Origin of the sequence: Corynebacterium sp. HMSC056F09, assembly GCF_001815785.1 — a bacterium.
GTDB classification, from domain to species: Bacteria; Actinomycetota; Actinomycetes; order Mycobacteriales; family Mycobacteriaceae; genus Corynebacterium; species Corynebacterium hiratae.
This window is the reverse complement of sequence record NZ_KV821931.1, coordinates 56,514-71,591: the sequence shown is the minus strand read 5'-3', so window position 1 is coordinate 71,591 and position 15,078 is coordinate 56,514. Positions and strand designations below refer to the sequence as shown.

Genomic DNA, 15,078 nt, shown 5'->3' with positions numbered 1-15,078 from the left:
AAACCGTGCCTTAGCCTTAGTCCTCAGCCTCAAGGCGCTCTGCGCGTTCTTGGGCTTGCAGGGCGTCGATGAGGTCCTGCATGTCACCGTTGAGCACGGAATCCAGGTTATTGGCCTTGTATCCGATGCGGTGGTCGGTGATGCGGTTCTCCGGCCAGTTATAGGTGCGGATGCGCTCGGAGCGGTCCATGGTGCGCACCTGGGAAGCACGCTGCTCGCCGGCCTCGGCCTCGCGGGCCTCGCGCTCCATCTGGTCCAGGCGTGCCTGCAGCACCTGCAGGGCGCGCGCCTTGTTCTGGATCTGGGAGCGTTCCTTCTGACAGGTCACCACCAGGCCGGTCGGCAGGTGGGTAATACGCACCGCGGAGTCGGTGGTATTCACGCCCTGGCCGCCCTTACCGGAGGAACGGTAAACGTCGACGCGGATGTCCTTGTCATCGATGTTGACGGCTTCGACTTCTTCCGGTTCCGGGTAGACCAGCACACCAGCTGCGGAGGTCTGGATTCGGCCCTGGGACTCGGTCACCGGCACGCGCTGCACGCGGTGGACGCCGCCCTCGAACTTGAACACGCTCCACGCGCCATCGCGCGAGGGGGTCTTGGACTTGAAGGAGATGGACATGTCCTTCACACCACCGAGGTCGGACTCGTTAAGGCCCAAGACCTCCCACTGGAAGCCGACCTTATCGGCGTAGCGCTCGTACATGCGGGCCAGGTCGCCGGCGAAGAGTGCTGCCTCTTCGCCGCCGGCACCGGCCTTGATCTCCATGATGATGTCCTCGGAGTCATGCTCATCGCGCGGGGCCAGCAGGTCCGCGAGCTTTTCCTCCAGCTGAACGACGAGCGGCTCAAGGCGGTCGACCTCGGGCTGGAACTCGTGGTCCTCGTAGGCCATCTCTTTGGCATCGGCCAGGTCCTGGCGAGCCTGGACCAACTCGTCGTTCACGGCGACGACGGGTCGCAGTTCGGCGTAGCGCTTGGACAGCTTGCGGAATTGGGACTGATCACCGGCTACCTCCGGGTCAGCCATCTGCATTTCGATGCCTTGGAACTCGGAGACAATGTCATCGACGAGGGAAACCTGGTTAGACATTACTTGTAGTCCTCCTCATCCGTGTCAGCCGCCATGGGCGCGGACGAGGCCACCTGCATGAGGAACTCGCCGTTGGAGCGGGTCTTCTTGAGCTGCTTAATCAGCAGGTCAATAGCGGCGAAGGAGTCCAGGCCGGAGAGGATGCGGCGCAGCTTGGTCATGATGCGTGCTTCCTCCGGAACCAGCAGGAGCTCGTCCTTGCGGGTGCCGGACGGGTTGACATCCACGGCCGGGAAAATGCGGCGCTCGGAGATGGCGCGGTCCAGCTTGAGCTCGGCGTTGCCGGTGCCCTTGAACTCCTCGAAGATGACGGTGTCACCGGTGGAGCCGGTCTCCACCATGGCGGTGGCGATGATGGTCAGCGAGCCGCCGTTCTCGATGTTGCGGGCAGCACCCAGGAAGCGCTTCGGCGGGTACAGGGCGTTGGAGTCCACACCACCGGACAGGATGCGGCCGGATGCCGGGGAGGAGTTGTTGTAAGCACGGCCGAGGCGGGTGATGGAGTCGAGCAGGACGACGACGTCCTTGCCCTGCTCCACCAAGCGCTTGGCGCGCTCGATGGCCAGCTCCGCCACCGAGGTGTGCTCTGACGGCGGGCGGTCGAAGGTGGAGGCGATGACCTCACCATTGACGCTGCGCTGCATGTCGGTGACCTCTTCGGGGCGCTCGTCCACGAGGACGACCATGAGGTAGCACTCCGGGTTGTTCGTGGCGATGGCGTTGGCGATATTTTGCAGGATCGTCGTCTTACCGGCCTTCGGCGGGGAGACGATGAGCGCGCGCTGGCCCTTACCAATCGGCATGATGAGGTCGATGACGCGGGTGGTGAGGATTTTCGGGTCCGTCTCCAAGCGCAGGCGCTGGTTTGGGTACAGCGGCGTGAGCTTGGCGAAGTCCGGGCGCTCCTTCGCGGTCGACGGATCTAGGCCGTTGACGGTGTCGACCTCCACGAGCTGGTTGTACTTGCGGCGGTTGCGGCCGTTGCCGTGGGTGTGGGTCGGGCCCGAGACCTTGACCTTGCCGGTCAGGGCGTCGCCGGAACGCAGGCCCAGGCGGCGCACGAGGTTGTTGTTGACAAAGACATCGGAGCTGGCCGCGCGGTAGCCGGTAGTGCGCAGGAAGGCCACGTTGTTGTCGACGACCTCGAGGATGCCGCCCACTACCTGCACTTCATCGCCCTCGCGGATCTGCAGGTCATTGCCACCGTTGCCGCCGCCATCGCGGTCACGCCCGCGGCGGTTGCGACGGTTACGGCGATTGCGGCGGCCACCGCCGCCGTTGTTGTCATCATCGTTGCGGTGGTTATCGCGGCGGTTGTTGTTGCCGCCCCCGTTATTGCCACCGCCGTTGTTGCCACCGTTGCCGTGGTCCCCGTTATCGGAGTTGTCGGAGTTGTTGCCGCCACGGGACTGGTTACCCTCCGACTTGGACTGCTTGTCCTCGGCGCCGTTGCCATTTCCGTTGCCGTTGTTATTGCCCTTGGCTTCTTCGCGGGCCTCGCGCTCCTGGCGGCGCGCGCGGTTACGGCGGGCGCGGCGGGCCTGGGAGCGGGACTCGTAGCGCTGCTCGTCGTGGCCGTCCTTCTGCTCGGACTCCTGAGCGCCGTCCTCGCCCTTGTGAGTGTTCTCAGGCTCCTGCTTCTCGGAGGCCTGGTCAGCAGCGCCGGCAGGGCGGGAAGCCTTGCGGGTCGCGCGGCGCGGCTGCGCGTCCTTCTTCGACTCCTTCTGTGCGGAGTCCTCTGCGGCGGGTGCGTCCTTAGCCTCGCCCTGGGCAGCGGCCTTCGCGCCGCGCGCCGGCACCTGGCCGGTGGTCAGGGCAGTAATGAGATCCCCCTTGCGCAGTCCGGAGACGCCGCGAAGTCCGCGCTCCGCAGCTAGCTTGCGCAATTCCGGCAGCTTCAGGGAGGCGAGATCCTGTGCTGCGGTCTTGTCCGTATCGCTCACGGATATCCTTTCGTCGCTTCACCAACGCGCGCCGTCTTGTCTGCCGCACCTGCACTGTGCGTGGTGCTGTTCCAAGCGGGCGTTGGAAGCCAGTGTGTAATTGGGATGGTCCTCCGCCACCAGCGAGTTCACGCAACCGCGATCCCCGTGGGCGGTGGTTGTCTTGGCTCTCCCCCCTCTCCGGCCCGGCGGTACGGAACGTGAAGGACTCCTTGTTGAACTCCTGAAAGCACTCAAGGAATCGGCCGCGGGTCAAGCGCGGGGAGATATTTTAAGAAGGCGACTGCGAGCGTATCTCTCCCCTCTCACCGTCGCGCGCACCGTTGGACTGCCATGAGAGTGTCACCGCAGGTGTGTGCGCCGTGGAGGGAGCTCGGAGATGCGGGGAAAGCGTTCCCCACCAGTCGCGGATAACTATACCGCATCCTTCCCCCGCGCTCACACTGACACGGCTAAAGTAGTGCGCATGCTCTCCACAATGCAGGATATCCCGCTGTCCCTCACCCGCATCCTGGAGTACGGTTCCTCCGTCCACGGCCAAACCCAGGTCATCACCTGGCACAGCGCCAATCCCGGCAATGAACGCGAGGAAACCACTTTCGCTGATGTCGGCGCCCGCGCCGCCGCCTTCGCCCACGCCCTGCATGACACGCTCGGCATCACCGGTGACGAGCGCGTGGGCTCACTGATGTGGAACTGCGCCGAGCACCTCGAAGTGCTTTTTGGCACCGCCTGTAAGGGAGCGGTGTTCACCCCGCTCAACAAGCAGCTGATGAATGATCAGATCCGGCACATCATCAACCACGCTGAGGTCCGCGTCATCGTCGCGGATTGTCGCCTCGCCGAGCAGCTAGCCCAGGTTCTGGAAGGTGTGGACTGTGTGCGTGCGGTGGTGTTTACGGGCGTCGGCAAGCCCAGCACCGCTCTGCCGGGCAACGTTGAAATCTACAGCTACGAGCAACTGCTGGATGGGCGCTCCACCGTGTATGACTGGCCGGTTTTGGATGAGCACACCGCCGCCGCACTGTGTTACTCCACCGGCACCACTGGTGCACCAAAGGGCGTGCTCTACTCCCACCGCGCTCTGTACTTGGAAGGAATGCAGCTGCGCTCCTCCGATTCCCTGTGTGTGACCCACGGCGAGACATTCCTGTGCTGCATCCCCATCTATCACGTGCTGAGCTGGGGTGTTCCCTTTGCGGCGTGGATGACGGGCACGCCGCTGGTGCTTCCCGACGCCGACGTCTCCCCCGCCACCCTGGCCAAAATCATCGCCGCCACCTCCCCGCGCGTGGCCCATGGCGTGCCCACCATTTGGATTCAGCTCTTCGTGCACTACCTCAAGAACCCGCCTGAGCGCATGACACTGACGGAGATCTTCGCTGGCGGCTCGCCTGTTCCACCGCAGCTCATCAAGAGCTGGGAAGAGCGCTACGGCGTGGACGTGGTCCACGTGTGGGGCATGGCGGAAACCACCACGGTGGGCACGGTGGCCCGCCCGCCCTCAGGCGCCTCAGGTGAGGCTCGCTGGGCCTACCGCATTTCCCAGGGGCGCTTCCCGGCCTCCTTGGAATACCGCGTGGTCAATGACGGCCACGTGGTCAACACCACGGACCGCAACGCTGGCGAGATTCAGGTCCGCGGCAACTTGGTCACCGGTTCTTACTACCACTCGCCCGCTTCGGAGGACGGCGGTGCTGCCCACGAGTTCCGTGGCAAGGATGTCGAGGACGCGGACTCCAAGTTCACGGCCGACGGCTGGCTGCGCACCGGCGACGTCGGCTTCGTCACCGAGGATGGCTTCCTCACCGTGGAGGATCGCGCCCGCGATGTCATCCGCTCCGGCGGTGAGTGGATCTACTCCGTCCAATTGGAGAACCTCATCATGGCCAACCCGGTGGTGCTGGAATGCGCCGTCATTGGCTACCCCGACAAGCAATGGGTCGAGCGCCCGCTGGCTGTCACCGTGCTCGCCGCGGACATCAGCCCCACGATTGAGACCGCCGAGCGCCTGCGCAACGGGATGCGCTCTGAGCTTCCCTCCTGGATGCTGCCGGAGTATTGGACCTTTGTAAAATCCATCGATAAGACTTCGGTGGGCAAGTTCGACAAGAAGGACCTGCGCGCCCACTTGGCGGAAGGCGAGTACAACATCATCCGGCTGAAGGGCCCGGGCGAGGCGCAGCGCTTAGACGCCGAAGAGGGCGGCGCGGAAGACTAGCCCCACCCCGCCTACTCATTCGGCAGGCTTCGATCTAGACTTGCCAGCAATGTCCGCCCAACGATCCCAACCTTCGCCACACACCTCCGCCCCGCTGACGCTGCCATTGCCGCGCGTACGGGGCGCGGGGACTCCGCCCACGGACCTGCCGGCGCCAGGGCCCGACGGCCGCCGCGCGCTCGTGGATCGCTACGGCCGCCAAGCCAGCGACCTGCGTGTCTCCCTGACGGATCGCTGCAACCTGCGCTGCACCTACTGCATGCCCGCCGAAGGTTATGAGTGGCTGCCCACCGAACACACGCTCAGCGATGAAGAAACCATCCGTCTTATCCGCCTCGCGGTAGACAAGCTCGGCATCCAGCAGGTGCGCTTCACCGGCGGGGAGCCGCTCCTGCGCGGCTCCTTAGAGAAAATCATCGCCGCGACCAAAGCTCTGCGGACCGACGAAGGTACGGCACCCACTACTGCTCTCACCACCAACGGGCTGGGCCTAGATAAGCGCCTGCCGGGGCTGCAGCGCGCCGGGCTCGACCGCGTCAATATCTCCTTAGACACCCTCGATCCGGAGCTCTATGCCCGGCTCACCCGGCGCGACCGCCTGGCAGATGTGCTCACATCCATCGACGCCGCGCTGGCCGCCGACATGGACCCAGTCAAGATCAACGCCGTCATCATGCCGGGTGTCAACGAGTCTGCGATCCTTCCCTTGGCTCGCTTTTGCCTCGAACGCGGCGCGCAACTGCGCTTCATCGAGCAGATGCCATTGGGCCCACGGGAGGAGTGGGCGCGTTCCCGGATGGTCACCGCGGAGGATATCTTGGCGCGCTTGGCCGAAGACTTCGAGCTCACCCCGGCTAAGAAACCCCGCGGCTCCGCGCCGGCGGCACTGTGGTCCGCGGTCTCGCGCGATGGCTCCCTCCCCATAGGACACATCGGGGTGATCGCCTCCGTAACTCGGCCCTTCTGCGGGGACTGCGACCGCACGCGCCTGACCGCAGACGGCGCGGTGCGCAATTGCCTCTTCGGCAACTCGGAAACCTCCCTGCGCGACCTCATGCGCTCTGGCGCCAGCGATGCGGAGCTAGCTACCGCGTGGGCGGGTGAAATGTGGAGGAAATTACCGGGCCACGGGGTGGATGATGAAGGTTTCCTCCAGCCGGATCGCCCGATGTCCGCCATCGGTGGCTAGATTGGGTGCAATGACGAGTACCGGGACTGACTTAAGTATCGAGGAATACTTCGAGTGCCTCCACGCGCTGGTCCGCGCCTTGCCTTCGGAACGCGCTGCCTTATCGCAGGGTCGCGTGCTGGCTGAGCCCCTCGTCGCCCGCCTTCCCCTCCCGCCGCAGGATAATTCGGCCATGGATGGCTTCCTCATTCCTCAGCCTTCCTCACCAGACAGTCTCACCGTTCCCTTCACTTTGCCTGTCGTGGGTGATGTGCCTGCCGGCGCGCCGGCCCAAACCCTGCCGCCCGGCACTGCGCTGCGCATCATGACCGGTGGTCCAGTACCCGCGGGCTTTGATGGTCTGGTCATCCCCGTGGAAGACACCGATATTCCACCAGGCCCCGGGCCACTGCCTGAGACCGTCACGGTGCACCGCCTTCCCGAGCGCAACCACATCCGGCGGCGCGGCTCCCACATCGAGGCCGGGCACCAACTAGCCGGTGCCGCCACGCTGGTGGACGCCTCCCTTATCGCCGCCGCCCTCTCCGCCGGCGTCGACACCGCCGTGCTCCACCGCACCCCGCGGGTGACCGTCATTGCCACGGGTGAGGAGCTGCTCAACGGCCAGCTCCCGGATTCCAATGGTCCGATGCTCGACGCACTCCTTAGCACTACCGGCCCCGTTGACATCGCCCGCACGGTATGTGGCGATTCACCCGTTGAGCTGCGCCGCCGCTTCGACGCGGCTGCCGCTGACTCCGATCTCATCGTCACCACCGGCGGGGTATCCGCAGGAGCCTTTGACGTGGTTCGCGCGGTCGTTGAGGATGCCGTGGAGCGCGGCTCTTATTGGTTCGGACACGTCAACCAGCGCCCCGGCGCGCCGCAAGGCCACGCGCTGTGGGACGGTGTTCCCGTGGTGTGTTTGCCGGGCAACCCGGTGGCGGCGTTCGTCTCCGCGCATCTCTACCTCACCCCGCTGATGCGTTCCTTGCGTGGGCTGCCCCGCCCCACCGGAGTTTTAGACCGGCCGCACCTGACGGCCGTCGCTGGGGCTGACTTCCCGCATCCGCACCGCCCGCTTATTCAGCCGTGCTCGATTGCTCTGGACGGAAGCATCACCGCCTTCCCGCCGCCTGGACCACGCATGCGCAGCCACCACGTTGCAGCACTGCCCGGCACGCAAGGTTTCGCGCTGCTGACGAGCCCCGTCACCACAGGGGAGCAACTTACCGTCTACCCCTACTAGCTTCACGGTGCTTCACCACATCCCCCACCCCTCCGTTGTTGCCAAAGATCGCGCCTCTAAACGCCGGATCGGCCCACTCTTCGTCAGATAGGCTAGGTCCACCCAAGGAAAGGACCCGCTGTAGCCATGAAGTTCACTCACCTTAATGAGGCCGGCTCCGCCTACATGGTGGACGTCACCGATAAGAAGCCCACCGTGCGTTCCGCCACCGCCCAAGGCGAGGTGGCCTGCTCGCCGGAGGTCCTCACCGCGCTGCAGGAAGGAACCGTGCCGAAGGGCGACGTGCTTGCGGTTGCTCGAGTGGCCGGTATTGCGGCCGCCAAGAAGGTCCCGGATCTCCTACCGCTTGCCCACACCATCGGCGTGCACGGGTGCGCGGTCGACATCGAGCTGCGCGAAGACCACGTCTTCATCGAAGCCACCGTTCACACCGCCGACCGCACCGGCGTGGAAATGGAGGCGCTGACCGCGGTGAACGTTGCGGCGCTAGCTCTCATCGACATGGTGAAAGGCGTGGACCGCTCCGCTTATATCCGGCGCTGCGGCATCACAGCGAAGTCCGGCGGCCGCTCGGGTGATTGGTCCCGCGACCTGCCGGGTGAGGAAGGATAGTGAACAATGTCAGGTGTCATTATTTTGGCGGGTGGGCGCGGCACACGCATGGGTGGTGTGGACAAGGCAAGTATCATCCTCGCCGGTGAGCGCCTCATCGACCGCCTCCTGCGCCAATTGCCTTATGATGCGCCGGTGGCGGTTGTCTCGCCCTACCACTTGGGCATGCCCCAAGTATGTGAAAAGCCCCTTTTCGGCGGGCCAGCCGCGGGAATCGCCGCGGGCCACGCCGCGCTGGCTGGTGCCGCAAAGTCCACGACCGCCATCTTGGCCGTCGATGCCCCAGATTCCCCACAGATGCTGCCTGCCCTCGAACAGGCATTAGAAAGCTCCGGTGCTGATGTCGCAGTGGCCACACTCGATGGGCTCCCGCAGCCGCTGTGCGCGCTGTGGCGCACCGAGGCCCTCACCCGCGCGCTGGAGGAGCTCAGAGATCCACGCAACAAGCCGGCCATGCACTTACTGAGGCTCGCGGGCACCATCGCCGAGGTCGAGGCAACGCCCGCAGTGCGCGATATCGACACCTTGGACGAGCTACGAGCGCGGCGCGAGCGACTTGCTACTCAACGATGAATTGGCCGTGCTGGCCCTTCTCCGCATTCGTCATCAGGTGATTAACAAAGGAATAAGTGCCCGGCTCGTTGAAGGTCATCTCCACGAATCCGCCCTGGGCCGGTAAAAGGTCCAGCGCCTGGGAGCCGGAGTCCTTCGCGCCCTTAATTAGGTAGGCGCCTTCCTTATACACGGTGTCGAATTGCTCGCCCACGACATGGAAGCTCAATGGCAGATCCGGGCCGAGGTTGACCAGCCAAATGCGCACGGTATCGCCCACCTTGGCGCGCAGCGGGGCTAAGCCCTCGTCATATTGGTTGGGATAGTAGTTGAAGGCGGTGAGGTCATAATCGCCGTCGCTGACTCGCTGCGCATCCGCACCCTCTGCTTCTTTGCCCGCGGAGGCCAGAAAAATCTCGTTTGCCGTCATGACGTACTCCGCATCGACGTCTGCGAGGGCATCCTCGCCGCGCGGATCGATGATCACCGCTCCTGCCATGCCGTTGGCAATGTGCAGACTCATCGGCATGGTCGAGCAGTGATACATCCAGATACCCGCCCTGTGAGCCACGAATTCATAGGTCAGCGATTCGCCCGGCTGGATGGTCTTCATGTTCTCATCCGGGTTGACCTCCCCAGCGTGAAAGTCCACCGAGTGCCCCATCGAGCCCTCATTCTTGATGGTGATGCGGAACGTATCCCCCACCTTGCCGCGCAGGGTTGGACCGGGCGCCTGCCCGTTGAAAAGCCACCGGGTTTGGCGCACTCCCGGGGCAACTTCCATCTCCTCCTCCGTCATCACCCACGTTTCCTCATGAAGGTCACCTTTGGCAGGGGCAAGGGAAGCATCAAAAGCCTCAAATCCTTCGCGAGCTGCCATGCGCTCGGCAGCCGAGGGCACCTTCGCCGGGGCACCAGCAGAGCCCGTGCTTTCCGACGCCCCCGCATGATCATGCCCACTCGAAGCGGAGTCATCGGCGTTGACCATGAACGTCATGCCCTGCATCTTGTGGCCGGCGATCGTGCAATATCCTTCGATGGACTCCTCGATGACCCCGGCATCCAGCTGCACGGTCTCGCCCGGTTCTACCCGTCCGGTCTCCTCGCGTCCGATCTTCAGGTCATGTACCTGGTCGCCGGTGTTGGTGAAGTTCACTACGAGGTGACTGCCCGCGGCCACGTCAATGGAGGACGGGACAAAGGCCATGCCGTCGACTGAGACATCCACAGTGACGGCATCGGCTGAAGCTACCAGCGCCGGATCTTGTTTTCCCATCCGCGAATTGGTCACTGCCAGTGCAATGACCGCCACCAAGGCAACAATGATGATGAGCCAGGATGCCCACTGCTTCTCAGAATGCTCCTTTTTAACGGGCACGCTTGACATGAACTTCTCCTTGAGATGACGAGACGGCCCACACTAGGGCCGCACAATTGGCGATGAGGCCTAGCCCCATCATGATAAGCCCGGCGAAGGACACGCCAGTAATGCCAGTGAGGCTCAGCACGCCGCCAAGGTTGATGAGCGCTACGCGCACGAACCCTGGAAGGTGGCCCCGCGCGGGATGAGCAGCCCCGGCCAGGATGGGCAGCATGTGGTGAAGCACCCCGGTCACCAGCTGCAGCAGGCCGGCACCGACGAACGCTGGCATGAGTAGCAACGTGACTGCACGTGGGTAGGCCCCTGTGATGGTGGCCGCGGCGTCACCGGCGCAGAGAGCCACCATCCATACCAGGCCCGCCATCGCGGACACGCTTGCCGTGGTCTTCTCGCCGCCAAGCGCGCCGGCCAGCAGCGGCTGGATAATGAGCACGGCAGCAAGCACGGTGAGCAGCTGTGCCATGCCGGCGGCGCGGGTGAGCCCGGAGGCGTCGGCAAGCATGGCCACCGCCAGGCCCACGCAATGCACGGTCAAAGCCCGGCTGCACCGCGCCCGGGCAACCGCTGAAATGGGGGTTCGGGTCAACGTGGGCAGCAGTGTAATGACCGTGCCCAGGATGGTCAGCAAGGCAAACCCCCACACCATCCCGCGTGAGTGCGCTGCTACCAATAACGAGTAGTTTCCCACCCCGTGCGCAGCCAGAATCACCAGGACTACTGAGAAGATCATGAAGCAGGCCGCCGCCAGATAAAAAGGCACGGTGACGGCGAAGGAACCAGACAATGACCCCCGGAGCTTGCCCCACAGCGCCCACAGGTGCCACGCAACGGCAGCGATGACGAGAGCGGAGCCGATATCCGCAAGCACGCCCCAGTCGTAGCCCGCGCGATCAACAAGGAGGAGAACCAGCCCCATCTGAACCAGCCCGACCCGCGCGCCGACCCCGCGAAAACCGACAGCCGGGGTGCGAGTGAGTGCCTCCGTGAAGTGAGTACTGAACACGAGGATGGCTGTAGTCAGCGCGCCGAGGGTAAATGGGTGGATAAGGTCCCACCACACCACGGGCGCTCCCCAAAAATTCGCCACTGCGATTCCCACGCCCACTGCGAACCATACGGCGACCAGGCTAAAAGCAATGGTGTGCCAGCGCCGACGAGCAGCCATGGAGACATCACGCAGAGACATATCTGACATTCTTATTTGCACGGATATAATCGTAGTAAATTAGTTGCACGGGCAGCAACGCCCGCCGCCCTAGAACTCGAAAGGGAAAATCCCATGAACTTGCCGCTTATTGACGCCTCCCAAGGCCCCTCCATCCCCACCCTCAACGCCTCCGAAATTCCCCACGCGGTGCGCCACGGCGCCATCCACGGAGCGCTGGGCACCCTCAACGTGGGCGAATCCATGATTCTCATTGCTCCCCACGACCCGCTTCCGCTGCTCAACGAAGTGGACCAGCGCGAAGAATCCTTCGACCGTGAATACCTCAAGAAGGAACCAAAGGAAGTCCATATTAAATTCACGCGGACCGCGTAAAGATGCCGTAACGTAACTGACCATGCGCCGCTTGAAAATTGCTGTCTCTGTTCTCGCCGCCGCGCTGACAGTGGCCGGCTGCACCTCGAGCTCCGACGAGCCGTTGCAGGTCTTTGCAGCGTCCTCCACGCGCGTGCTCAACGACGACCTCTCCAGTGCTTCTGAAACTCCGCTGGCCTTCAACAATGGCGGCTCTTCCGCGCTCGTTCAGCAGATCAATGAAGGAGCGCCCGCAGATCTGCTCCTTACTGCCTCTCGCGAGACCATGGAGAATGCGACTGCGCAAGGCAGCGTGGACACTCCTGTAGCCCTCGCTAGCAACGTTATGGTCATGGTCGTGCCGAAAGGCAATCCCTTAGGACTGCGCTCCGCGGCGGACTTGGATTCCTCCGCGCGCTTGGTCCTCTGCGATCCGAGCGTGCCCTGCGGTGCGATTTCCACGCGCATCATGGAGGCCAACAACTGGGATCTGCAGGCCTCCTCCCTTGAAGGCCAGGTAGCTGACGTCCTAGGTAAGGTCGCCTCCGGCGAGGCGGACGCCGGGTGGGTCTATTCCACCGATGCTGCCGCTAGCGAGGATGTCGAGGCCATTCCGCTTGACCGCGCGGAAGACTTCCGTAACGAGATCATGGGCGCGGTCGTGTCTGATTCGCCCCGACACGATGAAACCCAGGATGTCCTCAACCTCCTCGATTCGGATTTTGACAGCACCTGGGAAAAATTCGGATTTACCCCGGTGGACTAAGTGTCACGAGTGATATTGCGCGAACAGCGCCCGCGGACAACGCGGCCGGTCATCGCCGCCGGCGTGCTCGCTGCGGTCTACATCCTTGCCCCGGTGCTCGCCCTCGGGGTACGAGTGCCCTGGCCGAAGCTCGCCGACACGCTGAGCGCTCCGGCGACCCATGACCTTCTCCGCGTCAGCCTTTCCGCGGCGGCGTTGTCTACCTTGTTGTCCACGTTGCTGGGCACCTGTCTGGCTCTGTGGCTCCAGCAGCTACGCCGCGTGTCTCACCTTGTGCGGCTGGTGGTCTACCTCCCTTTGGCCATGCCTCCCGTGGTTGGCGGCTTGGCCCTTACCGCGCTGCTCGGGCGCCGCGGTCTGCTTGGCCCAGCATTGGAGCAAGCAGGGCTGCACATATCTTTTGCCTTCCCCGGCGTCGTGGCCGCTCATCTATTTGTCACCCTCCCCTTCGTAGTTGTGGCGGTGGACTCCGCACTGCGGCAGCTCGATCCTGAGGTCGTGGCTAGCGCGCGGGGCATCGGCCTGAGCGCAGGGACCATCCTTTGGCGCATCATCCTCCCGACTATCCTTCCTGCCGTGTTCACGGGCGGAGCGCTCGCTTTCGCACGCTCACTGGGCGAATTCGGAACGACGATCACCTTCGCCGGTTCCCTGCCCGGTTCTACCCGAACCATGCCGAGCGGTATCTATCTTGAGCGTGAGGTCAGCGCGGACAATGCCTATGCTCTGTCGGCCGTGTTAATCGGGATAGCCATCCTCACCCTCACCGCAGCCGGAATGCCTCTGCTACTGCGGCGCCGCCGCGAGCAGGCTGTACGCGCTTTGAAACCGATGGACCCAGATGCACTCCGCGCGGCGACTGCCCCGCTGGCGCCACCCCACGAGCTTTCCGTAACGGTCGACAACACCACCACAACTTTCCGTGGCGGGCGCGTAACCGCGGTGGTTGGCCCCAACGGCGCCGGCAAGACCACGCTGATGCGCTTTATTAGCGGGCGCTTGCAAGGAGCCCAGACTAACGCCGAGCGCGTGGTCATGCTCTCCCAAGACCCCGGGCTACCACCCACTGCCACCGTGGCTCAAGCGTTGACCATGGTGACCAAGGACGCACGACGCACCCAGGAGCTTCTGAGCGCAGCCGGATTGCAGAAGCTCGGGCATGTCTCCGAGCTTTCCGGCGGGCAAGCCGCGCAGGTCGCCCTCCTGCGCGCGCTTGCCGCTCGTCCAGAGGTATTGATTGTGGACGAGCCCTTTGCCGCTATGGACGTCGAATCCGCCGCCCGGTGGCGCCACCTTCTGCGTATCTCAGCCGCTGATCGCACCACGGTCATTGTCACCCACAGCCGTGTGGACCTCGAAACTCTGGCAGACGATATCGCTGTAATGGAAGCTGGCGACATTGTCTCCCAGGGCCCTGCAGACCGACTACTGGAGCAACCTACCACCCGCTTCATGGCAGAACTAGCGGGCGTTAATGTACTGCGCGGTTCCTTCAGAGGAGACACGTTTGCTCCAGACCGCAACGGCGAACACTGGGCGGCCTTCCCTCAAACCGCGCTGTGCTTCGACCCCATTGGCGCGCAGGGCGCCACCAGTTTGAGTGCCACCATTGTGGCTGATTTGGGAAGCACTACCCTCGTTGATATTGACGGCCAACGGGTCACGGTGGGCCAGCCAGCGCGTAGAAACGCTCCCGGCCAGGTGGTGCCCGTGGCCCTCGACGCCAGCGCCCTCACGGTCTACACCCGTACTTAATCCAGTGTATTTACCCATGTCGTGAGGGAGATCTCGGTATATGTACTGACCGCAATAGTAGAAAAACAGCGGTCTGGATGTAGGATCCTCGTAGCGTTAATCAAGGAGCTACAGTCCATGTCCACATTTTCTACACAAAGTCCTCGCTCATCGACCGAGCTCTTTCCCGACACGATGAAGCTCTCCCCCAAGCAGCGCGAAGTCCTCTCGGTTTTGCAGAAGTTCCCGCAAGGAGCACGGGCCGCAGAAGTTGCTAAGAAAATGGGCATGCACGTTAACACCGCGCGCGGGCATCTGGATGAACTCGTCAACGCTGGCGCGGTGCGAGTAGTCACCGCCCCAGCGCAGGGGCGCGGGCGCCCCTCCCTGATCTTCCAAGTGCGGGTGCCGGACAACCGTTCGGTCGCGGAGGAGTACGTCACGCTGATCAGTGTGTTGATTAAAGCCCTGGCGGCTAAGGAGCAGCTCAATGATTATGCCTCAGAGCAGGCGCGGGAGCTTGGCCGCGAGTGGGCGAAGACCGCTGCCAGCAGCCATGGTGCTGAGGCGCTCGGTTCGCTTCATCGGATGATGCGCGAAATGGGCTTTGACCCAGTAACCTCAGCCGAGCAATTCGACCAGGAGGGCCGCACCGATGTGGAGCTGCACGCCTGCCCATTTGTCAGCGCCGGTGTGGAGCCCTCCCCCTTTGTCTGTGCCATCCACGATGGCTACTTGGAGCAGGCGGCCGCCGATTCCGGTGGGAGGTTAAGCCTGAAACTGATCCCAAAGTCCGGAAACGGCGTGTGCCGAATCAACGTGGAAAATGAAGCTAGCTAG

At 63.7% G+C, this 15,078-nt stretch carries 13 protein-coding genes; 9 read left to right on the top strand and 4 right to left on the bottom strand.

Annotated features, from left to right (window positions below; all coding sequences use genetic code 11):
* Positions 1-16 precede the first annotated feature (16 nt).
* Together prfA and rho are read right to left on the bottom strand one after the other, a co-directional pair.
* Positions 17-1,093 carry a peptide chain release factor 1 gene (gene prfA / locus HMPREF3056_RS06970; protein WP_070754411.1) on the bottom strand — a complete coding sequence of 359 codons (1,077 nt, stop codon included), beginning with the start codon at positions 1,091-1,093 and terminating at the stop codon, positions 17-19.
* Positions 1,093-3,036 carry a transcription termination factor Rho gene (rho, locus tag HMPREF3056_RS06965; RefSeq protein WP_070511570.1) on the bottom strand — a complete coding sequence of 648 codons (1,944 nt, stop codon included), beginning with the start codon at positions 3,034-3,036 and terminating at the stop codon, positions 1,093-1,095. The genes prfA and rho overlap by 1 nt, the downstream gene beginning before the upstream one ends.
* A 466-nt stretch (positions 3,037-3,502) precedes the next feature.
* Between rho and HMPREF3056_RS06960 the strand changes: the two genes are divergently transcribed.
* The 5 genes from HMPREF3056_RS06960 (at position 3,503) to HMPREF3056_RS06940 (ending at position 8,859) form a co-directional block, all read left to right on the top strand.
* Positions 3,503-5,257: a long-chain fatty-acid--CoA ligase gene (locus tag HMPREF3056_RS06960; protein WP_070547243.1), complete on the top strand. Its 1,755-nt coding sequence runs from the start codon at positions 3,503-3,505 to the stop codon at positions 5,255-5,257.
* A 49-nt stretch (positions 5,258-5,306) separates the two neighbouring features.
* The gene (moaA, locus tag HMPREF3056_RS06955; RefSeq protein ID WP_070754410.1) at positions 5,307-6,446 is read left to right on the top strand and encodes a GTP 3',8-cyclase MoaA; all 1,140 of its coding nucleotides are present in this window, start codon (positions 5,307-5,309) and stop codon (positions 6,444-6,446) included.
* 10 nt (positions 6,447-6,456) lie between these two features.
* Complete coding sequence (locus tag HMPREF3056_RS06950) at positions 6,457-7,674, top strand: molybdopterin molybdotransferase MoeA (protein WP_049155082.1); 1,218 nt, start codon at positions 6,457-6,459, stop codon at positions 7,672-7,674.
* A gap of 126 nt (positions 7,675-7,800) precedes the next feature.
* On the top strand, positions 7,801-8,286 hold the full coding sequence (gene moaC / locus HMPREF3056_RS06945; RefSeq protein WP_049155083.1) for a cyclic pyranopterin monophosphate synthase MoaC: 486 nt from the start codon (positions 7,801-7,803) through the stop codon (positions 8,284-8,286).
* Positions 8,287-8,292: 6 nt separating this feature from the next.
* Entirely contained in the window at positions 8,293-8,859 is a 567-nt protein-coding gene (locus tag HMPREF3056_RS06940; RefSeq protein ID WP_049155084.1) for a molybdenum cofactor guanylyltransferase, read from the top strand.
* Here HMPREF3056_RS06940 and HMPREF3056_RS06935 read toward each other — a convergent pair.
* Positions 8,846-10,225 (bottom strand): multicopper oxidase domain-containing protein, encoded by a 1,380-nt coding sequence (locus HMPREF3056_RS06935; protein ID WP_070754409.1) that lies wholly within the window; start codon positions 10,223-10,225, stop codon positions 8,846-8,848. The two genes, HMPREF3056_RS06940 and HMPREF3056_RS06935, sit on opposite strands and share 14 nt — an antisense overlap.
* The gene (locus tag HMPREF3056_RS06930) at positions 10,206-11,405 is read right to left on the bottom strand and encodes a beta-carotene 15,15'-monooxygenase (RefSeq protein ID WP_070754408.1); all 1,200 of its coding nucleotides are present in this window, start codon (positions 11,403-11,405) and stop codon (positions 10,206-10,208) included. The genes HMPREF3056_RS06935 and HMPREF3056_RS06930 overlap by 20 nt, the downstream gene beginning before the upstream one ends.
* A gap of 93 nt (positions 11,406-11,498) precedes the next feature.
* Between HMPREF3056_RS06930 and HMPREF3056_RS06925 the strand changes: the two genes are divergently transcribed.
* From HMPREF3056_RS06925 to HMPREF3056_RS06910, 4 genes are all read left to right on the top strand, one after another.
* The gene (locus HMPREF3056_RS06925) at positions 11,499-11,759 is read left to right on the top strand and encodes a DUF2249 domain-containing protein (RefSeq protein WP_049155089.1); all 261 of its coding nucleotides are present in this window, start codon (positions 11,499-11,501) and stop codon (positions 11,757-11,759) included.
* 22 nt (positions 11,760-11,781) lie between these two features.
* Positions 11,782-12,504 carry a molybdate ABC transporter substrate-binding protein gene (locus tag HMPREF3056_RS06920; protein WP_070754407.1) on the top strand — a complete coding sequence of 241 codons (723 nt, stop codon included), beginning with the start codon at positions 11,782-11,784 and terminating at the stop codon, positions 12,502-12,504.
* Positions 12,505-12,513: 9 nt separating this feature from the next.
* The gene (locus tag HMPREF3056_RS06915; protein ID WP_232751643.1) at positions 12,514-14,259 is read left to right on the top strand and encodes an ATP-binding cassette domain-containing protein; all 1,746 of its coding nucleotides are present in this window, start codon (positions 12,514-12,516) and stop codon (positions 14,257-14,259) included.
* Between the two features lie 117 nt (positions 14,260-14,376).
* Entirely contained in the window at positions 14,377-15,078 is a 702-nt protein-coding gene (locus HMPREF3056_RS06910) for a helix-turn-helix transcriptional regulator (RefSeq protein ID WP_070511551.1), read from the top strand.